Here is a 23,154-nt window from a genome sequence, read left to right on the forward strand (position 1 = left end):
CCAGCGCCCGTGTCGGTCATATGGCTGCAATCCGACTGACTTAATCTCCCGGCACTCCCTTGGCTTGAGAAGGTGCCAGCATGAGGCTGCGCGTTCTGTTCCTGTGCTTTGCGATCTCCCTGCCCACCGTGGCCGCTCCCCTTCCCGTCCCAGGCCAAGGCCCGGCGCTGCGCATCCAGGGTTCCAATACCATCGGGGCGGCAGTCGGCCCGGCGTTGGTCAAGGGTCTGATGGAGCATCAAGGCCTGCAAGGTGTACACAGCGAACCGGGTGACGGAGCAAACGAACAGCGGCTGGTTGGCAAGACGCGCCAAGGCAAGACCGTGACCATCGAAGTGGCTGCCCATGGTTCCAGCACTGGTTTTGCTGCGCTGAAAAACAACCGTGCCGACCTCGCCGCGGCGTCCCGCCCGATCAAGGACAGCGAACTGGTAGACCTCGAGTCCCTGGGTGACCTGAAAAGCCCCGAAGCCGAACAGGTGATTGCCATCGATGGCCTGGCAATCATCCTCAACCCGCGCAATCCACTCAATACGCTGAACACCGAGCAACTGGCGCAGATCTTCAACGGCGAGGTCAGCACCTGGGAAGCGCTGGGCGGCATTGGCGGGGTCATTCATTTGTATGCCCGGGATGATCAGTCCGGCACCTACGACACCTTCAAGGAACTGGTGTTGAGCCGACGCGGCAAACCGCTTGCCGGGACCGCACAGCGTTTCGAGTCCAGCGAGGCGCTGTCCGATGCGGTCAGTCATGACCCCCAGGGCATCGGTTTTATCGGCTTGCCCTACGTGCGCCAGGCCAAGGCAGTGGCGATTGTCGACGGCGACTCACAACCGATGTTGCCGTTGACCAGCTTGATTGCCACCGAGGATTACCCACTGTCTCGGCGACTGTTCTTTTACCTGCCGCCCTCCTCCCGCAATCCCTGGGCCAAGGCGCTGGTGGACTTCACCCAAGGCAGCCAGGGCCAGGCGATAGTCGCCGCCAATGGCTTTATCGCCCAACAGGTGCAGGCGATTAGCGTGGCGCCACGCCCGTCAATGCCCGACGACTACCAGGCCCTCGCCCATGACGCCCAGCGTTTGACCGTGAATTTCCGTTTCGAGGAAGGCAGCGCCAGCCTCGACAACAAGGCGCGCCAGGATCTGCAGCGGGTGGTGGCTTATATACGAAGCCACGGCAAGCTCGATAAACAGGTAACCCTGGTGGGGTTTGGCGATGCCAAGAATGATCCGCAGCGTGCAGCATTATTGTCCAAGTTGAGGGCCATGGCGGTGCGCCGGGAGCTGGTGAAAAGCGGCGTAGTGCCGAGGGATATCCGCGGGTTCGGCGCGCAGATGCCGGTAGCGGCGAATACGGCGGATGAGGGGCGCATCAAGAATCGGCGGGTTGAGGTCTGGGTGTACTGAGCCTTGGAGTTTGAGGTGCCTGGACTGGCCTCATCGGGGCAAGCCCCCTCCCACACTTGGATTTGTGAATACAGTCAAAATGTGCGAGGGGGCTTGCCCCCGATTGCAGGCGACGCGGTGCTACTGCCCGCTACGCATCAACTCCCGCGGCACATACTTGCCGATCTCGAACTTGCCGATCGCCGCACGATGCACCTCGTCCGGGCCGTCGGCCAGGCGCAGAGTGCGTTGCATGGCGTACATATAGGCCAGCGGGAAATCATTGGAAACCCCGGCGCCGCCATGGATCTGGATCGCACGATCGATGACCTTCAAGGCTACATTCGGCGCCACCACCTTGATCTGGGCGATTTCGCTTTTCGCCACTTTATTGCCCACCGTGTCCATCATGTACGCCGCTTTCAAGGTCAGCAGGCGCGCCATGTCGATCTCCATGCGCGAGTCGGCGATCTTGTCGATATTGCCCCCCAGGCGCGCCAGGGGTTTGCCGAACGCGGTGCGGCTGACCGAGCGTTTGCACATCAATTCCAAGGCGCGTTCGGCCATGCCGACGGAGCGCATGCAGTGGTGGATACGGCCCGGGCCAAGGCGGCCCTGGGCGATCTCGAAGCCACGCCCCTCCCCCAGCAAAACGTTTTCGTAGGGCACGCGCACGTTGTCGAACAGCACTTCGGCGTGGCCGTGGGGCGCGTCGTCGTAGCCGAACACCGGCAGCGGACGCAGGATTTTCACCCCGGGGGTGTCCACAGGAACGAGGATCATCGAGTGCTGCTGGTGGCGCGGTGCATCCGGGTTGCTCAGGCCCATGAAGATCAGGATTTTGCAGCGCGGGTCGCAAGCACCTGAAGTCCACCATTTCTTGCCGTTGATTACCCACTCGTCGCCCTGGCGTTCGGCGCGGGCAGCCATGTTGGTGGCGTCCGAGGAAGCCACGTCCGGTTCGGTCATGGCGAAGGCAGAGCGAATCTCACCGCGCAGCAGCGGTTCGAGCCAGCGCTGTTTCTGCTCTTCGTTGGCGTAGCGCACCAGCACTTCCATATTGCCGGTGTCGGGCGCGGAGCAGTTGAACGGCTCCGGGCCGAGCAAGGACCTGCCCATGATTTCCGCCAGCGGTGCGTATTCAAGGTTGGTTAGCCCTGCGCCCAGTTCGGATTCGGGCAGGAACAGGTTCCACAAGCCCTCGGCCTTAGCCTTGGCCTTGAGTTCTTCCATGATGGCGGTGGGCTGCCAGCGATCACCTTCGCTGACCTGGCGCTCGAACACCGGCTCGGCCGGGTAGACGTAAGCGTCCATGAACGCAGTGACACGTTCACGCAGTTCCTGAACCTTGGGCGAATAGGCGAAATCCATGGGCAGCTCCCTTCTCTGAGAGGTTGTTTAGGTCATGCAATCGATGCTAGAACAGCGTTGATAATTTACCTAGCCTATTCTCGGCGTGTATTAACATTCATCACCGATATATGATCGGCGCATGGACCTCTAACAAGAAGAGCGCAACGAAATGAATCTGAGCAAGGTCGACCTCAACCTCTTCATCGTCTTTGATGCGATCTACACCGAAGCCAACCTGACCCGTGCCGGGCAGATCGTCGGCATCACCCAACCGGCGGTGTCCAACGCCCTGGCACGCCTGCGCGAGACCTTCAACGACCCGTTATTCGTGCGCACCGCCCAAGGCATGGTGCCCACGCCCATGGCGCAGAACATCATCGGCCCGGTGCGCAATGCGCTGTCGTTGCTACGGGTGTCGGTGCAGGAAAGCCGCATCTTCAACCCGCAGCAGGCGGCCAAGACCTACCGCATCAGCATGACCGACCTCACCGAGGCGGTGATCCTGCCGCAGCTGTTCCAACGCCTGCGCCGCCTGGCGCCGACGGTGGTGATCGAGAGTTTCCTGTCCAAGCGCCGTGAAACCACCAAGGAGTTGGCGGCCGGGCGCCTGGATTTTGCCGTGGACGCACCGCTCAACACCGACCCACAGGTGCGCCATGTCAAGCTCATGGAAGACCGCTACGTGTGCGCCATGCGCAAGGGCCACCCGATGGCGGGCAAGGACAAATTCAGCCTGGATGACTACCTGTCGTTGACCCATATCCATATCTCCAGCCGCCGTAACGGGTTGGGCCATGTAGACTTGGCCTTGGGCAAAATGGGCATCCAGCGCAAGATCGCCCTGCGTTCCCAGCATTACCTGATGGCTTCCCAGGTGTTGCAGCAGACCGACATGGTGATGACCGTGCCCGAGCGCTTCGCCCGCCGTCATGAACTGCACTGGTTCAATTTGCCGGTCAATGACGTACCGCTGGTGGAAACCCATCTGTACTGGCATGAAAGCACCGACCAGGACCCGGCGAACCGCTGGATGCGTGAGCAGATGATCGAGTTGTGCCAGCAGGTGACGGCCCATGAAAAGAAACTCGATAAACAACAAGCCTGAGCCCTGACGTCGTAGGAGCGAGCTTGCTCGCGAAAATCGTCAACGATGACGAGGGCTGCCTGGTTTAGCTCGGTGCTCTCGGATTTTTCGCGAGCAAGCTCGCTCCTACCGTGTTGATGGCGGCCTTGACGTTCACGTCAACCTGCAATTAGCTTAGCGCCAAGCCTTTCTTGAGCACCGCCATGAGCACCACCTACAGCATCTCCGACCTCGCCCGCGAGCTCGACATCACTACCCGTGCCATTCGCTTCTATGAAGAACAAGGCCTGCTGGCCCCGGAACGCCGGGGCCAGGAGCGCATCTACTCGGCGCGGGACAAAGTCAGCCTCAAGCTGATCCTGCGCGGCAAACGCATCGGCTTTTCCCTGGCCGAATGCCGCGAGCTGATCGAACTCTACGACCCCACCGGCGGCAACCAGATCCAACTCAACAGCATGCTGGCCAAGATCGCCGAACGCCGTGAACAACTTGAGCAACAGTTGCTGGATATCGAACAAATGAAGCTCGAGCTGGACACCGCCGAAGAGCGTTGCACCCAGGCACTCGCGCACACCATCAGCCAAGCCGGCCATTGACCAGAAGGTAACTGCCATGTCCCTCCCCTCACACGTACGCCTGGTGGAAGTCGGCCCGCGCGACGGTTTGCAGAACGAAGCCCAGCCCATCAGCGTGGCGGATAAGGTCCAGCTGGTGGACGCCTTGAGCGACGCCGGGTTGAGCTATATCGAAGTCGGCAGTTTTGTCTCGCCCAAATGGGTGCCGCAAATGGCCGGCTCAGCCGAGGTGTTTGCACAGATCCAGCGCAAGCCCGGCGTGACCTATGGGGCGCTGGCGCCAAACCTGCGCGGGTTCGAGGATGCGCTGGCGGCCGGGGTCAAGGAAGTTGCGGTATTTGCCGCAGCGTCCGAAGCGTTTTCCCAGCGCAATATCAACTGCTCCATCAGCGAAAGCCTGGCGCGGTTCGCACCCATCATGGATGCGGCCAAGCAGCAAGGCATCAGCGTGCGCGGGTATGTGTCGTGCGTGTTGGGTTGCCCGTATGAAGGCGATATCGCCCCAGCGCAGGTGGCGGCCGTCGCTCGCGAACTGTATGCCATGGGCTGCTATGAAGTGTCCCTGGGCGACACCATCGGCACCGGCACGGCGGGGGCAACCCGGCGGCTGTTCGAAGTGGTCGGTGCCCAGGTGCCGCGGGACAAGCTGGCCGGGCATTTCCATGACACCTATGGCCAGGCCATCGCTAATGTCTACGCCAGCCTGCTGGAAGGCATCCAGGTGTTCGACAGCTCCATCGCCGGCCTCGGCGGTTGCCCTTACGCCAAGGGCGCGAGCGGTAACGTCGCTACCGAGGATGTGCTGTACCTGCTCAATGGCCTGGGTATCGACACGGGCATTGACCTGGAGCGCTTGATTGGCGCGGGTCAGCAGATCTGCGACGTGCTTGGGCGGCCCACGGGTTCCCGTGTAGCGAGAGCGCGTAACGCCGGGTGAGTAGCACAGCTGTGACAATGTGTTACCGCACACCCGCACAACGGGTAACGAGGGAACAGAATTTATGGTGCGACCCAACAAATATATCTGGCTAAAAAATTAAATCATTGATTTTAAAGGAATTTATAAAGTTGGCACGCCTTCTGCTATCTCTATGGCATAACAAGAATAAAAAGCTCCAAACCTAATAAAAATAAGACGAAACGACTCTGACATAACAAAAACAACACGGCAGAGACGCAGCTAACAGATTTTTTTGGAGAAGATGTGCTTCCCAGGGTACGGCATGCCGCAACCCGCAACCGGATAGAGAAAAATAAAACTACCTCAGGTAGCTGCCCACTGGTTGGATCGTTTACGAAGAAGCAGGTCAGCGTTCAAAAAAATACGTTTGCTCTTGATCCCGGATGGGGTCGCCAAAAACAGCGGTACGGGCCACGGCTACCAAAAACAACAACAGGCCGCCCCTCAATAATAAGAAAAGAGCACGCAACGACAAATTAAAGGGGACCTTCGGGTCCCCTTTGTGCTTCCTGACGCACGGTTCAGAGGGGCACGGGTCGATCCAGGATTGATTGGGTAACAGCCACCAGAGCACGCTTTTCCTCTAAAACCCAGGCATCTCCCAATGCAATGCGTTGGGTTGATAGAAAGTCCCCTTGCGGCATCCCCGCAGGATCGACAATCTGCTGAAGCTCTAAACCGAAAAGCCTCTGTACTTCCTCCAACGCCTCGTTGACATCCTCTAGATGCGAGCGACGCGCCTCAGCATTCTCGGTTCCATAATAGTTCCCGACGCTATCTTCGAGGTCATCCAGTGCGGACGATTTTTCTTGAAGCATTTGTTTGGTTTGACTGAAGCGTTGCTCAATGTCATTGGCATAGAGCTTCCTCAGGTGATCCTCCCAAAAAGCCTCTTCCACCAAAAAACGCGCCAGCACACCCGGCACGGCCTCCTTGTGCTCAATTGTGTCGCCGGCTTGGCGTATGACCGGTTCGCTGACCGGGTAGATATCCCCAAACATGATGAGGCGCGGCTGGAGCGGCAGTTCGAGCCGATCGGCCAAGGAGGTGCGATAAACCAGATCCACCTCGAGACCTTCACTAAAGGGCTCTCTGGGCCAATCAACAATGCCTGCCGTATTCGCAATCTCGCGTGCCTGGCGTTCGGCAGCATCTGCGGCCTGGGCCCCTGGCGCCCCCAGTTGTGCCGCGGCCTCTGCGCTCTCTGCAGCCTCTGTTGCCGCCTGTGCGGCCTCGGCCAAATCGGCGGCATTTGGCAATGCTTGTTCCCGAGCGGCAGCCGCAGCCTCGCTCACCGCAGTAGCAGCAGCACGTGCGTGCAACGCCGATTGACGCGCTGCAATATCAGCGCTGACCAGTTTATCCAGCTCCACCAGACGAAAATGGCCCCTGCCCAGCGCTATCAGCCCCGACTCAACCTGCAAAGTACCGGCGTCAAGCCCAGCTTTATGAATTCGCACCTGTAGACGGAGCTTGAACAGCACATCGGTGCGTTGGTCCGTACAGGTACCTGGGGCGTCGACCGCCGCGAAAATCTCCCGACGAAGTTGCTCATCGTCCGCAACATCTTTTATCAGCGTCCAGACTTGCTCCGCGAGTCCGGCGCGTGCCGAGGCAGCCTTGTAAGTCGCCGAACGCGTCATATCCGCAATCAGCCGAAAAAAAGCATCGGCCCCAGGCTCTACCCTAAGGTCCTGCCATAGCTGTGTCAGTTGTACACGTTGAGCAACTGGCATTTCTTCAAGCCAAACCAACAAAGCAACGTTCTCAGTGACATACCTTGGCATCGCCCTGTCGAGCAATGCCACCCCGCTACGCAGTCTATAGGCTTCAATTCGGTCCAGGGTGTGCAGGGATAACTCAGGGTTCTCCTGCAACGTCGTCCCGCGGTTCTGCGCCGCGGTTCGCTGAAATAGCGTCCGGGGCAGCTCCACCAACAGGTTGCCACGCAAGTCCAGGCGCCTTAACCGACGCAGCTCAAGCACCCCGACGGGCAACACGTTCAACTGGCAATGGGCCAGGTAGAGCTGATCCAACTGCGCCATGGCGCTTACATCCGGAGCCAGCACCAGAGGGTTGTTCGACAGAGAGAGCACCCTTAAATGCTTCAAGCGAGCCAACGCCTTCACACTGTCCAGGGTCAACCGCAGTTGATTGCCCCCCAGGGACAATTGGGTCAGCCCGCTCATGCTGCCAATGATTTTTGGCAGGTCGGTCAGCCGGTTTCCATCCAAAACCAGGTGGCGCAGGCCCTTGAAGGCTTCCAGAAACTCCCCGACGTTATTGAGCAAGCCCATGCGTCGCAGAGACAGACTCGACACATGGGGCATTTCGACCGTCAACGTCGGCAAGTCTTCGACAAGCCAATTGCTGAGGTCAAGGGCATAACCTGTTACCTCACCTGCATTATTGTGAACAAGCTCGGTACGTCGCTGCCAGCACGCCTTGATGCTCTCTGCGACCTTTAACTTGCTGGGGTGCGTGTTTGCCCATCGCTTCAAGTCCTTGCCCAAGCGGTTAAATTCAACCTGCAGTCGGCGAATCTCCTTGAGCATGAACGCATCCCCCTGCCCCTTGACGTTCAGGTAGGCCTCAATTTGCTCCAGCGTAGAACCGGGATACAGGCTGTGAGCTTCGAAGCGGCATTGGAAGGCGCGCGTTGAGGGCGCTACCGCGCTAAGCCCCCGGGCACCTTGAGCCAATGCCATCGGCGATTGATAGCCCTGCCTGACGCTGGGCATATCAAGGGTATCGCGTAACTCGTCCGGGGTGGGTGCCTGTCGCTGCAAGGCTTGGCGCAAGTTCGTCCAGCGCGCTTCTCCAGGGTAAACCATGACCTCGACATCAGGCATCGGTACCATGTTAAACAGTGACTCGTAGAACCTTTCCGTGTCATAGGAGTGCCATGAACTCCCTACGCGACCGTCAGCACGTTTGATAAAGACACTGGTCCGCTCGGCCTTATTCGGCCCGATGCTGTCCAACACCGGCCCCGTAAACGAGCCGTCGCGTAATTCGATACGTACCGTGTCCGACCATCCCGGCATTTTTTCCAAGGTGTGCAGGGCGAGACGCGCTATGTCTTCGCTCGTGCCTTCATACAGGTAGAGGCCTTCGTAAGCTCGTTGCAGTCGAAAGGCATCCAGGTATTCGCGAGCCTCTTGGGAAAGCCGCAAGGGAGGACGTTGGGTGGTAGTCAATTGTTGACGCTGAGTCTCATCCATATGTTCCAGCAACTGCCCTACCGCAACCGCAGGCAACTCGGGAAACGCCTCCTGGACCCACCGCGCCGGCTCATCCGGGCTCTGAGGTACGGCGCTCAACAGCTCTTCACGCCTGGATCGCGCCGCCAGTACCAAACGCAGTCGCAACCTCGACAGCGTCGCTCCAGGATCACGGGGGCGGCGCAGCAATTTTTTCAGTTCTTGGGAGTACCCGCCTGAGTGCGAACTATCATCGCGCCCTTCGCGCAGTCGGGCTTCCTGTACATCCTCACCCAACAAGACCTTCAACTGCTCGTCACTCAGGTCCGCGATCACCGTGTCGAGCAGTTGTCCGTTGGCCAACGCTTGCTCGCTGATCGCCACTTGGGCCAACGTTTGCGATCCAGCAGGCGCCTGATAAATCGTGGTGCCTTGCTCGGTACCAATGACACTCAGGCCCCTGGAAGAGGGCCAAATACTTTCGTGGGTCATCAGTTCCAGCTGCAGATCAGGATCTGCCCGACTGTAGACCGCTGGGTCCGGGCTGCGCATCTGCTCAATAAAACCGCCGTAACGACGATCAATCTGAAAACGCCGGATGGTCTCAGCCACTAGCGGTGGCGGTGACGCCAGGTCGATGTACATCTTGCGCAACTGGTCTTCCTGGACTCCGCTGACCTGGTAAATCTGCTCTAACTGCTCGTCGTTGAGCCCATCCACAGCAGGGCCGATACGCCGCATAAGGGTGCGCCGGTCCCAACTGAGTGGTTGCTCAAATTCGTGTACCCAGGCGCCCATGCCGTTATGCGTGACGCGTGGCGCATAGCGTCGTACATCGCTGGGGTGACGGAGAGTGAAGGCGTCATCCGCAAACGCCAGCTCGTAATAACGCCCGTTCCGTGCCGGTAAGTAGCGTTTGCCGGCATGGGTATACAACCCCATGGAATCCGGGCGCGCACGCGATGGCATCGTCACCGATTGTTGATAATCGTCCACGTTCGGTCTCGCCAGACGTGTTTTCCCCTGGGGCGAGAGCACATGCACCCAGCCTTTGACATACTCAGACTCGCTGATGACCGGAATAAGCTTGTGCCCGGCAGCTGCAAGCGCCAGGTTCAGCATGATCCCCGACGCGTGTGCCCACCCCTCTTTCGTATCACCTGCCCTGAAGTTGGAAACGGTTTGCTCCAGCTCATACATTATCTGAATGGCACCGATCATCATCATCAAGGGACCTAGCCCCGGAACAACGAATGAGGCCAGGTTAAAGACGTCCAACGCCGCACTGCCGACCGCCTGTAACCATTCAAGCCTGGCGCGTGTGTCTTGATCTGCCGTGGACACCACCAGTGCCTTGGCGTTATCGCGGACGAGGGTCAGTTGCTGCTGCGACCAGTAATGCCAATCGACGTAGTAGGTTGTCTCAAATATCCGAGGCCGGTGATGCCCTGCGCTGCTGTCTAACGTGAAGTTGTCATGCAGCCCATAGATGTCTTCAGGATCCAGGGTCCGTTTAACCGCAGTAAAAAACTCACTTTGGTGCTCAACCGGAATAAATCGACTGAAAAACAGACGATACTCGGATGAGCACAGACGTTTGGCCAAATCATCGGCCACTGCCCATAGCGACGTGTATTCCATCAGGGGCTTGTCTGGGTCACCCGGTACGTAAAGCAGGTAGTTCTCGACACGGGGGGCGTCGGTGTAAAACAACATGATCTGCCTGGTTTGCACACGTTCGATCGTCGGAGAGGAGCACATCATATTCCCTCCCCTCCAGCTAACGGTTTTCTGCCCTAAACGGTAGGCTGCGTAATCCAAGATCATCTGGAAACTGTCCGGTGCGATGTGTTGACGCACCAGTGCGACCCGGGCCTGAACCTCCAATTGCTTTTTTTTATACGCAACCAATTCCCGCAGCAATGCGTTGACTGCCGTACCCGCGTCGGTTCCTGGTTCATCAACGGGAACAAGCACTGAGTCGACATGCGCCTGGTACTGCTTACCCAGATCAAGGCTGCGGCAAAGGTCCGCAAACCGATAGGCTGGCAGTGGCAGCACCAACTGCTTGACGGCAAATTCGGTGGACAATATTTCGCTGTTGCTATGGAAATCAAACCGCGTAATCAGTTGGCAATCGTCGCACGGCCCCTGAAGCGCTTCGCTAGCAGAGAAGTTACCCATTGCGGCTTCCAGCAACGTGATGCCTGAGTAGTAATAGTCCCTCTGTCCGCCAACATTTGTCGCAAACGCAAATGCGCCCCCCAAATCGCTGCGCTCATCGACACGTTTTCGGTAGTAAATTTTGCGCGCAAAAAAGGTTCGCCGGACATCCAGATCAAGATTGAACTGCTCTTTTATCGCCTTGACCAACAGGGGTTCGACATACTCGACGCTGTCCTTGAGCCCATCAAAAACCCGGTCGATCGCATTCAATGCAGCCCAACCGTCGGCATGGGCTGCATGGATCGATTCACGCGTTACGGTATCGGCGCAGCGGTAAAAGTCCGGCACCTCCAGTGCAAATTCAGCCAGTTCGCGCTTTCGGCGCAACGAAGAGTCGGTATACCAACCAGGGATGTGCTCCCTGATCGGACCGGTATGAATACTTTGCGCTTCTACCAGTGCGAATGCGGTGTCCATATCGCTCATATCAGGTCCAGTGAGAATTCTCAAAAGACCAATTTAAAGAGCTGCACCTGTTTCCTGGGCTAAGTAGTTAACGCGTCAGTTCCTCGATGCTGATCTCACGCATGCGAAACTTCTGAATCTTGCCCGTCACCGTCATCGGAAACTCGTCCACAAACTTGAAGTGCCTTGGCGTCTTGAAATGGGCGATGCGGTCCTTGCACCAGCTCAACAGCTCAAGCTCGTTGGCGGCATGACCCGGATGGAACTTGATCCAGGCGACGATTTCTTCGCCATAACGCTCATCGGGGACGCCGATGATCTGCACGTCGGCCACCGCCGGGTGGGTGAAGAAGAACTCTTCCAACTCCCGTGGGTAAACGTTTTCGCCACCGCGGATGATCATGTCCTTGTTGCGCCCGGCGATGCACACATAGCCGTGTTCATCCATGGTCGCCAGGTCGCCGGTGTGCATCCAGCCGGCGTCATCGATAGCCTCACGGGTGCCTTCGGGGTTGTTCCAGTAACCGAGCATCACGCTGTAGCCACGGGTGCACAGCTCTCCTATCACGCCGCGCGCGACGGTGTTGCCGGCCTCGTCGATAATCTTGGTTTCCAGTTGCGGTTGGGTGCGGCCCACCGTGGTGACGCGCCGCTCTATATCGTCATCCGCACCAGTTTGCAGTGACACCGGGCTGGTTTCGGTCATGCCGTAGGCGATCTGCACTTCACTCATGTGCATTTCGTTGATGACTCGGCGCATCACTTCGATAGGGCACGTGGCCCCGGCCATGATCCCGGTACGCAGGCTGGACAAGTCGAACTCGGCGCGGCGAGGGTGATCGAGCATGGCGATGAACATGGTTGGCACACCATATAAGCCGGTGGCTTTTTCTTCGGCGACGGCACTCAACGTCAGCAGTGGGTCGAAGCCATCGTTGGGATAGATCAGGGTGGTACCGTGGGTGATGCAGCCGAGGTTGCCCATCACCATACCAAAGCAGTGATACAGCGGCACCGGAACCACCAGGCGGTCCCGCGCCGTCAAGCCCAGGCTTTCGCCGACCATGTAGCCGTTATTGAGGATGTTGTGGTGACTGAGGGTGGCGCCCTTGGGGAAGCCGGTGGTGCCGGAGGTGTACTGGATATTCACAGGCTGGTCGAAGTGCAGGCTGGCCTCGCGGCTGTGCAGTTGCTCAGGCGGGACACCGGCGCCCAGGCCTGACAGCTGCGACCAGGGCATGAAGCCCGGCGGCGGGCTGGGATCGAGGCTGATAAGGCCGCGCAAATCTGGCTTCAGCGCCTGGAGCATGGCGTGGTAATCGGAGGTCTTGAACGCTCCGGCGCACACCAGCCACTGGCAGCCGGATTGCTTGAGCACGTAGTCCAACTCACTGCTGCGGTACGCCGGGTTGATATTGACCAGGATCACCCCGAGCTTGGCGCTTGCCACCTGACAGATCAGCCACTCGGCGCAATTGGGTGCCCAGATGCCCAGGCGGTCACCGGTTTGCATGCCCAAAGCCAGGAATGCCCGCGCATGCAAATCAACCGTCTCGGCCAGTTGCCGCCAGGTGTAGCGCCGCTGTTGGTGGCGAACCACCAAGGCTTCGCCATCAGGATATTGCGCGGCGGTGCGATCAAAAGCCTGGCCAATAGTCATGGCCAGCAAGGCCTTGTCCTGGGAACCACGGCTGTAGCTCTGATTAGGTGGATGCATAACGACCCCTGTTATCTTTTTTGTAGGTTGACGTATACGTAAACTACGATTGACAGCGCCGCAACGCAAGCTTACGTTAACGTAAAGGTGAGCGCCCTGCTCGTGCGCCCAACCCACACAACAACAAAGCTCACATTAAGGTGCCTGTCCATGAGTTACCCGTCCCTGAACTTCGCCCTCGGCGAGACCATCGACATGCTGCGCGACCAGGTGCAGGCCTTCGTGGGCAAGGAGATCGCACCGCGCGCGGCCCAGATCGACATCGACAACCTGTTCCCCGCCGACCTGTGGCGCAAGTTCGGGGACATGGGCCTGCTGGGCATCACCGTGCCGGAAGAATACGGCGGTGCCGGCCTGGGTTACCTGGCCCACGTGGTGAGCATGGAAGAAATCAGTCGCGGTTCGGCTTCGGTGGCGCTGTCCTACGGCGCGCACTCCAACCTGTGCGTGAACCAGATCAACCGCAACGGTAACCACGAGCAAAAACTCAAGTACCTGCCCAAGCTGATCAGCGGCGAGCACGTCGGCGCCCTGGCCATGAGCGAGCCGAATGCCGGCTCCGACGTCGTCTCGATGAAACTGCGCGCCGATAAACGCGGCGACTGCTACGTCCTCAATGGCAGCAAGACCTGGATCACCAACGGCCCCGACGCCAACACTTACGTGATCTATGCCAAGACCGACCTGGAGAAAGGCGCCCACGGCATCACCGCCTTCATCGTCGAGCGCGACTGGAAAGGCTTCAGCCGCAGCAACAAGTTCGACAAGCTGGGCATGCGTGGCTCCAACACCTGCGAGTTGTTTTTCGATGACGTGCAGGTGCCCGAAGACAACATCCTCGGCGTGCTCAATGGCGGTGTGAAAGTGCTGATGAGCGGCCTGGACTACGAACGCGTGGTGCTGTCCGGCGGCCCCACAGGGATCATGCAGGCATGCATGGATCTGATCGTGCCCTACATTCACGACCGCAAGCAGTTTGGCCAGAGCATCGGTGAATTCCAGCTGATCCAGGGCAAGGTCGCCGACATGTACACCCAGCTCAACGCCAGCCGCGCCTATCTCTACGCCGTGGCCCAGGCTTGCGAGCGCGGCGAGACTACGCGCAAGGACGCCGCCGGCGTGATCCTCTACAGCGCCGAGCGCGCCACGCAGATGGCCCTCGATGCGATCCAGATTCTCGGCGGCAATGGCTATATCAACGAATTCCCCGCCGGCCGCCTGCTGCGCGACGCCAAGCTGTATGAAATCGGCGCCGGTACCAGTGAGATTCGGCGGATGTTGATTGGCCGCGAACTCTTCAACGAAACCCGCTGAAGGAGCGCGTCATGGCCACCCTGCATACCCAGCTCAACCCACGCTCGGCGGAGTTCGCCGCCAACAGTATGGCGATGCGCGAACAGGTCGACGCCCTGCACAGCCTGCTCGCCCATGTGCAACAAGGTGGCGGCACCAAGGCCCAGGAACGCCACACCTCGCGGGGCAAGTTGCTGCCCCGTGAGCGTATCAATCGCCTGCTCGACCCGGGCTCGCCGTTTCTCGAGCTCAGCCAGTTGGCGGCTTATCAGGTGTATGGCGAAGACGTACCGGCGGCCGGAGTGATTGCCGGCATTGGTCGCGTGGAAGGCGTCGAATGCATGATCGTCGCCAACGATGCCACAGTCAAAGGTGGCTCCTACTATCCGCTGACCGTGAAAAAACACCTGCGCGCCCAGACCATCGCCGAGCAGAACCGCCTGCCGTGCATCTACCTGGTGGACTCCGGCGGCGCCAACCTGCCGCGCCAGGACGAGGTGTTCCCGGACCGCGAGCACTTTGGGCGGATCTTCTTCAACCAGGCCAACATGAGCGCCCAGGGCATCCCGCAGATCGCCGTGGTGATGGGCTCATGCACCGCCGGCGGCGCCTACGTGCCGGCCATGGCCGACGAAGCGATCATGGTGCGCCAGCAAGCCACCATCTTCCTTGCCGGGCCACCGCTGGTAAAGGCCGCCACCGGTGAAGTGGTCAGCGCCGAAGACCTCGGCGGCGCCGATGTGCACTGCAAGATCTCCGGCGTGGCCGACCACTATGCCGACAGCGATGAACACGCCCTGGCCCTGGCTCGGCGCAGCGTCGCCAACCTCAATTGGCGCAAACAAGGTCAATTGGTGCAACGGCCGCCAGTGGCGCCGCTGTACAGCAGCGAAGAGCTGTACGGTGTGATCCCGGCGGATGCCAAGCAACCCTTCGATGTACGCGAAGTGATCGCACGGCTGGTGGACGGCTCGGTGTTCGATGAGTTCAAGGCCCTGTTCGGCACCACCTTGGTGTGCGGCTTTGCGCATTTGCATGGCTACCCGATTGCGATCCTGGCCAACAACGGCATTCTGTTCGCCGAGGCCGCGCAGAAAGGCGCGCACTTTATCGAACTGGCCTGCCAGCGCGGGATTCCCCTGCTGTTCCTGCAGAACATCACCGGCTTCATGGTCGGCCAGAAGTACGAAGCCGGCGGCATCGCCAAGCATGGCGCCAAGCTGGTGACCGCCGTGGCGTGCGCCAAAGTGCCGAAGTTCACCGTGATCATCGGTGGCAGCTTTGGTGCCGGTAACTATGGCATGTGCGGCCGCGCCTACGACCCACGCTTCTTGTGGATGTGGCCAAACGCACGCATCGGCGTGATGGGTGCCGAACAGGCCGCCGGAGTGCTGGTGCAGGTCAAGCGGGAGCAGGCCGAGCGCGCAGGCAACGCGTTCAGCGCCGATGAGGAAGCTTCAATCAAGCAACCGATACTCGATCAGTATGAAACCCAGGGCCACCCCTACTACTCCAGCGCGCGCTTGTGGGATGACGGCGTCATTGACCCGTTGCAGACCCGCGACGTGCTGGCTCTGGCCTTGTCCGCCTCGCTGAACGCCCCCATCGAGCCGAGCCGCTTCGGCGTGTTCCGCATGTAACCTGCAGGAGCGAGCTTGTTGTGGCGAGGGAGCTTGCTCCCGCTGACTGCGCAGCAGTCCCGGCTTTTTTGGGGGCGCTGCGCCCCCCAGCGCAAGCAAGCTTGCTCGCCACAACAAGCGCGCTCCTACAGGAGGCCTCTTATTATCATGGAGCTCCTTGCATGAACGACTTCAACACCCTCGAACTGATCACTGACAGCCGTGGCTTTGCCACGCTGTGGCTCAGTCGTGAAGCCAAGAACAATGCGTTCAACGCCGAGATGATCCGTGAACTGATCATTGCCCTGGACCAGGTGCAAGGCGACCCGTCCCTGCGTTTTTTGATACTGCGCGGGCGCGGCAAGCATTTCAGTGCCGGCGCCGACTTGGCCTGGATGCAGCAATCGGCCGAGCTGGACTACCACACCAACCTGGACGACGCCCGTGAACTGGCGGAGCTGATGTACAACCTGTCCAAGCTGAAAATCCCCACGCTGGCCGTGGTGCAAGGCGCAGCCTACGGTGGCGCGTTGGGCCTGATCAGTTGCTGTGACATGGCCATCGGCACCGATGAGGCGCAGTTCTGTTTGTCGGAAGTGCGCATCGGCCTGGCGCCGGCGGTGATCAGTCCTTTCGTGGTGCAGGCCATCGGCCAACGTGCTGCCCGTCGTTATGCCCTCACGGCCGAGCGCTTTGGTGGCCAGCGAGCAAGGGAGATCGGTTTACTGGCAGAGAGTTATCCGGCCGAAACCCTGGATCAGCAGGTGGACCAGTGGGTCGAAAACCTGCTGCAAAACAGCCCGGCGGCGATGCGCGCCAGTAAGGACTTACTGCGTGAAGTGGGCAACGGTGCCCTCACGCCTGCGCTGCGACGTTATTGCGAAAACGCCATCGCCCGCATTCGGGTGAGCGCCGAGGGCCAGGAAGGTTTGCGTGCGTTCCTGCAAAAACGTGCGCCGAGCTGGCAAGCCCAGGAGCCGCGCTTATGAGCACACTCAGCACCATACTGGTGGCCAACCGTGGCGAGATTGCCTGCCGGGTCATGCGCACCGCCAAGGCCATGGGCCTGACCACCGTGGCCGTGCACAGCGCCATCGACCGCGATGCGCGTCATAGCCGCGAGGCCGACATCCGTGTCGACCTGGGTGGCAGCAAAGCCACCGACAGCTACCTGCAAATCGACAAACTGATTGCCGCCGCCCACGCCAGCGGTGCACAGGCGATTCACCCCGGCTACGGTTTCCTCTCGGAAAACGCTGGCTTCGCCCGCGCCATCGAGGCCGCCGGCTTGATTTTCCTCGGCCCGCCCGCCTCTGCCATCGACGCCATGGGCAGCAAATCAGCGGCCAAGGCCCTGATGGAAACCGCTGGCGTACCGCTGGTGCCGGGTTACCACGGCGAGGCCCAGGACCTGGAAACCTTCCGCGCCGCCTGTGAGCGTATCGGCTACCCGGTGCTGCTCAAGGCCACGGCCGGCGGCGGCGGCAAGGGCATGAAGGTGGTCGAGGATGTCAGCCAGTTGGCCGAAGCCCTGGCCTCTGCCCAGCGTGAAGCGCTGTCATCCTTCGGCAATGGGCAGATGCTGGTGGAGAAATATCTGCTCAAGCCGCGGCATGTCGAGATCCAGGTGTTTGCCGACCAGCATGGCCACTGCCTGTATCTCAATGAGCGCGACTGCTCGATCCAACGTCGCCACCAAAAGGTCGTCGAAGAAGCCCCGGCGCCGGGCTTGTGTCTCGAGCAGCGCAAGGCCATGGGCGAAGCAGCTGTGCGGGCAGCCCAGGCCATCGGTTATGTCGGCGCAGGCACGGTGGAATTTCTGCTGGATGCCCGTGGCGGGTTTTTCTTCATGGAGATGAACACGCGACTGCAAGTGGAACACCCGGTGACCGAGGCGATCACCGGTCTCGACCTGGTGGCCTGGCAGATCCGGGTGGCCCAGGGCGAGGCGCTGCCGATCACTCAAGAGCAGGTGCCGTTGATCGGCCATGCCATTGAAGTGAGGCTGTATGCCGAAGACCCGGCCAATGACTTCCTGCCGGCCACCGGGCACCTGGCGCTGTACCGCGAGTCCGGCCCGGGCCCGGGCCGCCGGGTGGACAGCGGTGTCGAGCAAGGCGACGACGTATCGCCCTTCTACGACCCGATGCTCGGCAAGTTGATTGCCTGGGGCGAAGACCGTGAACAGGCGCGTTTGCGGTTACTGAGCATGCTCGATGAATTTGCGGTCGGCGGGCTCAAGACTAACCTGGGCTTTCTGCGACGCATCATCGGTCATCCCGCGTTTGCGGCGGCTGAACTGGATACCGGTTTTATCCCGCGTTATCAGGATGAGCTGTTGCCAGAGCCCGGCGCATTGAGCGATGCGTTCTGGCAGGCGGCGGGCTGGGCATTTATGCACAGCCTGCCGACGGGCGATGGCCCGTGGGCCAATAACCAGGGCTTTCGTGCGGGGCTGCCGTCCGAGGTTTCGCTGCACCTGAGCTGCAATGGGCAGGATCGGCTGGTGACATTATCGGGGAACGCGCCACAGCTGTGCGGCGAGCAGTTGCTGATCGAGCGTCAAGGGGTGCGCCGTGCTCACCTGGCGGTCCGTAGCGCAGGCAGCCTGTACCTGCGTTGGGACGGTGAGATGCATGCCGTCAGCCTGTTTGATCCGATTGCGGCGGTAGAAGCCGGGCAATCTCCCCAGGGCGGTCTTAGCGCTCCGATGAACGGCAGCATCGTGCGCGTGTTGGTAGAGGTGGGGCAAGCCGTCGAGGCTGGCAGCCAACTGGTGGTGCTGGAAGCCATGAAGATGGAACACAGCATCCGTGCGCCCCAGGCTGGGGTGGTCAAGGCGCTGTTCTGCCTGGAAGGTGAAATGGTGGCTGAAGGCAGCGCGCTGGTGGAGCTTGAAACGGCCGGCTAGAACTTCGCCGTGGCTTGCACCACCACCCCCAGGATGCTGCAATCCTCGGTGAGCAGCGCCTTGGGGTAAGTGGGATTGAGCGGCACCAGGTAACGCCGGCCGCTTTCTTCCTGCAATTGGCGAAAGGTCGCCTGGGGACTGCCAGCCCATTGGGCAACCACCAGTTTGCCGGGGTCGGGCTCGATAGCCGGGTCCACCAGGATCATCATCCCGGCACCGATGCTCAGGCCCGTGGGCGCGGTCATGGCGTCGCTCGTCACCGGTAGCCAGAACGCCTTGCCTTGAGCGTGGTAATCGGTCAATTCGTAGCGACTCGTTCCATAGGCCGCACGCTCCTCGCGCAACTCGCACGCCTGCTTCCAGTCGCTGACCGGGTAGCGAAAATACGGGTTGTAGCGTCGTTCCAACGCCACCTCTGTTGCGGCCCGCTCGCGAATCTCGAGCGCCACTTCCAGGTCCCCCAACCCCAGCTCCGCGAGCACCCGGTTCATGTCCGCCAGGCTCGGTACACGGCGCTTGTTGAGCCAGTGGCCGACACCGCCCTGGGACATGCCCAGGCGCTCCGCCAATTCGCCTTGCGTGACCTTGCGGTCTTTCATGTTGGCTTTAACCAACGCTATCCATTTATCCATGGCGCCTGACGATACGACGTGTATTTTTCAGGGCAATAAACAGTTTGTAGTAATCCATAAAACGACATAAATACGATACGTACTATCATCAAGCCTAAGGATTTCGACACCCACCGGAGTACTGCCGCTTATGACGAACAGCCCGTATCCATTGCCCGAAACACCTGAACACATTGAATTACACGACATGCACAACAGCGGGGCGGCCCAGCGCGCGCTGGATTATTACTTGAAAGAAGAGATGTCGGCGCCGGCCCAGGATGACGCCATGTTCGTGATCAAACCGGGCATCAGCCAAGAGGAAGCTCTGGTGCATGCCTCGGACCTGTTGCGCAGTGCAGCGGCAACCGCCTATGAATCAGCGTGCAGCCATCAAGGCACTCAGCGCGACCTGGCGTTTTCCGTGGTGTATTTGATTGATATGGCCAAGGCGATGGTGGAGCGGTCGTTGCAAGGGCCAGTGGCCCAGGCAAGCGCATAAAAAGCGTCAAGGAAAAATATTTCTATCCCACGGATAAAAACATTTGACTTGCAAATGATAATGATTATTATTGGACCCAGCTGATCGCGAGATCAGTCGATAGACCAAGAGACCTTAGGTCGGACTCTTGGAATATCTCCTCATCAGGCTAATCACGGTTTTTGACCCGGCTCTTTGGCCGGGTCTTTTTTTTGCCAGTTTCCCTGGCGTGGCTTCAGGCTAATGAAGACTGTGTGTTGCTTGATGGCGCGCATGGTAGCAAAAGACTATCGCCTAAAGAAAGCCACTCGACTGCTCTAGCCCGGATCTTTGCGATTTAGCGCTTGAGAATCAATCTCATAGACCCTAAGCTGCCGCGGCGTCAGGGATGACGCCCCCTCCCCGTGCAACAATTTTGCATCCAGGTTTTGCCTGCCGCCTGTGTAATATAGCCACCACCTCACTCATATTCAGGCAACCAGACTATGACCGTGGCCTTGACGTCCATCAAGATCAGCACCGATTTCGACAGCGGCAACATCCAGGTCCTGGATGCCAGCGATGCCTATCAGTTGTTGCTGGCAATCAAACCCGATACCCGCAGCGATCACTTCCAATGGTTCCACTTCAAGGCCGAAGGCATGCACGTGGGGCATACCCACACTTTTCGCCTGAGCAACGCGGGTCGCTCGTCCTATCGACATGCCTGGAGCGGGTACAACGCCGTGGCGTCCTACGACCATATCAACTGGTTCCGGGTACCGACGCGCTTTGACGGTGAGATCCTGCATATCACCCTCCAGACCCGGGAAAAACACGTCTGGTTCGCCTATTTCGAGCCCTACAGCCGTGAACGCCACGACTGGTTGATCGATCAAGCCCTGAAGTACGCAGGCGTCACCCTGCTCGCCACCGGCAAGAGCGCTGAAGGCCGCGATATCCAAATGCTACGACGCGGCAAAGGGGGCGAAGGTCGCCGCAAGGTATGGATCATTGCCCAGCAGCATCCCGGCGAGCACATGGCCGAGTGGTTTATGGAAGGCGTGATCGAACGCCTGCAACAGGACGGCGACGACGAGCTGAAAAAGCTGCTGGCCGTGGCTGACCTGTACCTGGTTCCGAACATGAACCCCGATGGCGCCTTCCATGGCCACCTGCGCACCAACGCCATGGGCCAGGACCTCAACCGCGCCTGGCAAAACGCCAGCCAGGAACTCAGCCCGGAAGTCCTGTTCGTCCAGGAACAGATGGAAAAATATGGCGTGGACCTGTTCCTCGATATCCACGGCGACGAAGAGATCCCCTACGTCTTCACCGCCGGCTGCGAAGGCAACCCCGGCTACACACCGCGCATCGAAGCCCTGGAAAAACACTTCCGCCGCCATCTGAGCCACCTGACCCGGGACTTCCAAACCACCCACGGCTACACCCGCGACCTGCCGGGCGAAGCCAACATGACCCTGGCCTGCAACGCGGTCGGTGAAAAGTATGACTGCCTGTCCCTGACCCTGGAGATGCCCTTCAAGGACAACGACGACGCACCCAACCTGCGCACCGGCTGGTCAGGCGATCGCTCGAAACAGCTGGGCAAGGACGTCTTGAGCAGCGTCGCCGATATTGTCGGCCTCTTGCGTTAAGCACATGTGGCGAGCTTGCTCGCCACAAAAGCCATCAGTCCTTGGTGCCGGTCATGCTTTGCAAGACACCATCGCGGCGGATCAAACCGTGGAACAACGCCGCCGCCAAGTGCACCAGTACCGTAAGGAACAACAGGTAGGCAAGATAGCCGTGGGCATTGCGCAACAGCGCAAACAACGGCGCATTCGCCCCCACCAGCGCGGGCAGTTGCACGCTGCTGCTGAGCATTACCGGATCACCGGCGGCCGAAATCATCGCCCAGCCCAGCAGCGGCAACACCAGCATCAACGCATACAGCAGCACATGGGAAGCCTTGGCCGCCAGCACTTGCCACGCGGGCAAATCCGCTGGCAATGGCGGCTGTCGTGTGCAAAAGCGCACCACCAACCGCACGATCACCAGGGCCAGTATCGCGATCCCCAGCGGCTTGTGCAGGTGGATCAACCACTCATGGCGCTCAGACACTGACGCGGCCAACCCCGCGCCGATAAACAGCATGGCAATGATCATCAGCGCCATCAGCCAGTGCAGCAGACGTGCCAGGGGGGCAAAAAAGCGGGGCTGGGCATTCATGGCTTCGACTCCTGAGGGGCGCTGTGCAAGGGGCTGACTTCACCGGCGCGGCGCAGGTACGAACTGGCATACGCGGCAGAGCGGGCGGCCAGCAACGGGTCATTGGAGGCCTCGATGCCGCTGGGCAGAATCAGCGGGTCAAAGTTGATATCGCGGCAATCACCGTCTGCCTGGGGCTGGCTGCTTTGCAGCACCAGTGTGCCGGCGTTCAGCACCCTGTGCTCGCCGGCCCAGGTCTTGCTCGCGTCATCCAGCGGGTCGCCGGGGTTGGCCAGGGTCATGTTCAATTGCCAACGCAACGGCCCGGCGGCGAGGCGTTGCACCAGATCTTTCTCGAGGAAATCGGCGCCATCCGGCGCAGTATCGCCCGGTGCGTCCTGGCTGAGCGGCACCACGCCCCACCGCACGGCCTGGCGTTTGCCATCGGCGCTCACCAGGTAAAACGCATTGATGCCGTTATAGGTTTCAGTCGCGTAACTGGCCGATGGCTTGGCGGTCTTGACCCACGCCAGGAACGGTGCCGTCTCCGGATGCGCGGCAAAAAATGCCGGCATATTGGCCGGGTTCGGCTTGCCAGTGGCCGGATCGGGCGCGCCTGCCTTGAGCAACTGGTAGAACGCCTCGGGGGTGCCCACCGGGAATACCGGCATGCTGTTCATGCCGGTGCGCCACTGCTGGCCGTTGGCCTGGCTGAATTGCACGGCAAAACTGCGGATCGGCACACTGCTGTCCGGCGCATAAGGGTTGCCGCTGGGCAAGGCAAACCGGCCGATGACCGGGGTCTTGGCCGCGCTGAACACTTGGGCACTGGAGTACGCACGCGCCTCGGCACTGCTCTGGAAGTAACCGGCCACGCACACACCCTTGGCGTGGTTACGGCGAAAGCCTGGGTGCACGCCGTTATTGGTTTCCAGAGCATTGACCAAGGTTTTTGGCCGTAGGCGTTGTGGGTCAAGGGTGCCGTTGACGTAGGCAAATGCCCCAGCGACAACGGCAACCACGGCGCCGATACCCGCCAGACGTAGGATCAGGCTCGTAGTGCTCAATGGAGGACGGGGGGGTGATGAGTGATCTACCATGCAGGAACTCCAGGGCCAGTGGCCTTAGGGTGAA

The 23,154-nt window shown here is 60.1% G+C and carries 16 protein-coding genes; 10 read left to right on the plus strand and 6 right to left on the minus strand.

Annotation, left to right across the window (positions count from 1 at the left end):
- Nucleotides 1-80 precede the first annotated feature (80 nt).
- Nucleotides 81-1,412, plus strand: coding sequence for a substrate-binding domain-containing protein (locus KVH01_RS18570; protein WP_217882392.1), 1,332 nt, complete (start codon nt 81-83; stop codon nt 1,410-1,412).
- Between the two features lie 120 nt (nt 1,413-1,532).
- On the opposite strand, the gene KVH01_RS18575 is transcribed toward KVH01_RS18570, so the two are convergent.
- The gene (locus tag KVH01_RS18575) at nt 1,533-2,762 is read right to left on the minus strand and encodes an acyl-CoA dehydrogenase (RefSeq protein ID WP_043049964.1); all 1,230 of its coding nucleotides are present in this window, start codon (nt 2,760-2,762) and stop codon (nt 1,533-1,535) included.
- A 151-nt stretch (nt 2,763-2,913) separates the two neighbouring features.
- Between KVH01_RS18575 and KVH01_RS18580 the strand changes: the two genes are divergently transcribed.
- The 3 genes from KVH01_RS18580 (at nt 2,914) to KVH01_RS18590 (ending at nt 5,340) form a co-directional block, all read left to right on the plus strand.
- Nucleotides 2,914-3,849: a LysR family transcriptional regulator gene (locus tag KVH01_RS18580; protein ID WP_056846586.1), complete on the plus strand. Its 936-nt coding sequence runs from the start codon at nt 2,914-2,916 to the stop codon at nt 3,847-3,849.
- A gap of 182 nt (nt 3,850-4,031) precedes the next feature.
- Nucleotides 4,032-4,424 carry a MerR family transcriptional regulator gene (locus KVH01_RS18585; protein ID WP_043049962.1) on the plus strand — a complete coding sequence of 131 codons (393 nt, stop codon included), beginning with the start codon at nt 4,032-4,034 and terminating at the stop codon, nt 4,422-4,424.
- Nucleotides 4,425-4,440: 16 nt separating this feature from the next.
- Nucleotides 4,441-5,340, plus strand: a complete 900-nt coding sequence (locus tag KVH01_RS18590; RefSeq protein ID WP_043049961.1) for a hydroxymethylglutaryl-CoA lyase — start codon at nt 4,441-4,443, stop codon at nt 5,338-5,340.
- A 545-nt stretch (nt 5,341-5,885) separates the two neighbouring features.
- Here the strand turns inward: KVH01_RS18590 and KVH01_RS18595 are convergent.
- Nucleotides 5,886-11,219, minus strand: coding sequence for a dermonecrotic toxin domain-containing protein (locus KVH01_RS18595; RefSeq protein ID WP_217882393.1), 5,334 nt, complete (start codon nt 11,217-11,219; stop codon nt 5,886-5,888).
- A 67-nt stretch (nt 11,220-11,286) separates the two neighbouring features.
- Nucleotides 11,287-12,915: an AMP-binding protein gene (locus tag KVH01_RS18600; RefSeq protein ID WP_217882394.1), complete on the minus strand. Its 1,629-nt coding sequence runs from the start codon at nt 12,913-12,915 to the stop codon at nt 11,287-11,289.
- Between the two features lie 150 nt (nt 12,916-13,065).
- Here KVH01_RS18600 and KVH01_RS18605 point away from each other — a divergent pair, with 150 nt between their 5' ends.
- From KVH01_RS18605 to KVH01_RS18620, 4 genes are all read left to right on the plus strand, one after another.
- Complete coding sequence (locus KVH01_RS18605) at nt 13,066-14,229, plus strand: isovaleryl-CoA dehydrogenase (protein WP_217882395.1); 1,164 nt, start codon at nt 13,066-13,068, stop codon at nt 14,227-14,229.
- A gap of 11 nt (nt 14,230-14,240) precedes the next feature.
- Nucleotides 14,241-15,848: a carboxyl transferase domain-containing protein gene (locus KVH01_RS18610; RefSeq protein WP_217882396.1), complete on the plus strand. Its 1,608-nt coding sequence runs from the start codon at nt 14,241-14,243 to the stop codon at nt 15,846-15,848.
- Nucleotides 15,849-16,009: 161 nt separating this feature from the next.
- Nucleotides 16,010-16,816 carry a gamma-carboxygeranoyl-CoA hydratase gene (locus KVH01_RS18615; protein WP_217882397.1) on the plus strand — a complete coding sequence of 269 codons (807 nt, stop codon included), beginning with the start codon at nt 16,010-16,012 and terminating at the stop codon, nt 16,814-16,816.
- On the plus strand, nt 16,813-18,738 hold the full coding sequence (locus KVH01_RS18620) for an acetyl/propionyl/methylcrotonyl-CoA carboxylase subunit alpha (RefSeq protein WP_217882398.1): 1,926 nt from the start codon (nt 16,813-16,815) through the stop codon (nt 18,736-18,738). Before KVH01_RS18615 ends, KVH01_RS18620 begins: the two co-directional genes overlap by 4 nt.
- Here the strand turns inward: KVH01_RS18620 and KVH01_RS18625 are convergent.
- Entirely contained in the window at nt 18,735-19,370 is a 636-nt protein-coding gene (locus tag KVH01_RS18625; RefSeq protein ID WP_217882399.1) for a LexA family protein, read from the minus strand. The genes KVH01_RS18620 and KVH01_RS18625 overlap by 4 nt on opposite strands.
- Nucleotides 19,371-19,500: 130 nt before the next feature.
- On the opposite strand from KVH01_RS18625, the gene KVH01_RS18630 reads away from it, so the two are divergent.
- Complete coding sequence (locus tag KVH01_RS18630; RefSeq protein ID WP_080889094.1) at nt 19,501-19,851, plus strand: DUF6124 family protein; 351 nt, start codon at nt 19,501-19,503, stop codon at nt 19,849-19,851.
- A 464-nt stretch (nt 19,852-20,315) separates the two neighbouring features.
- Nucleotides 20,316-21,467 carry a M14 family metallopeptidase gene (locus KVH01_RS18635; protein WP_217882400.1) on the plus strand — a complete coding sequence of 384 codons (1,152 nt, stop codon included), beginning with the start codon at nt 20,316-20,318 and terminating at the stop codon, nt 21,465-21,467.
- A gap of 34 nt (nt 21,468-21,501) precedes the next feature.
- On the opposite strand, the gene KVH01_RS18640 is transcribed toward KVH01_RS18635, so the two are convergent.
- A complete protein-coding gene (locus KVH01_RS18640; RefSeq protein ID WP_217882401.1) occupies nt 21,502-22,041 on the minus strand; it encodes a cytochrome b in 540 nt (179 codons plus the stop codon).
- A complete protein-coding gene (locus KVH01_RS18645) occupies nt 22,038-23,120 on the minus strand; it encodes a catalase family peroxidase (RefSeq protein ID WP_217882402.1) in 1,083 nt (360 codons plus the stop codon). Before KVH01_RS18645 ends, KVH01_RS18640 begins: the two co-directional genes overlap by 4 nt.
- Nucleotides 23,121-23,154 lie beyond the last annotated feature (34 nt).

The organism is Pseudomonas khavaziana (assembly GCF_019145205.1).
GTDB classification, from domain to species: domain Bacteria; phylum Pseudomonadota; class Gammaproteobacteria; order Pseudomonadales; family Pseudomonadaceae; genus Aquipseudomonas; species Aquipseudomonas khavaziana.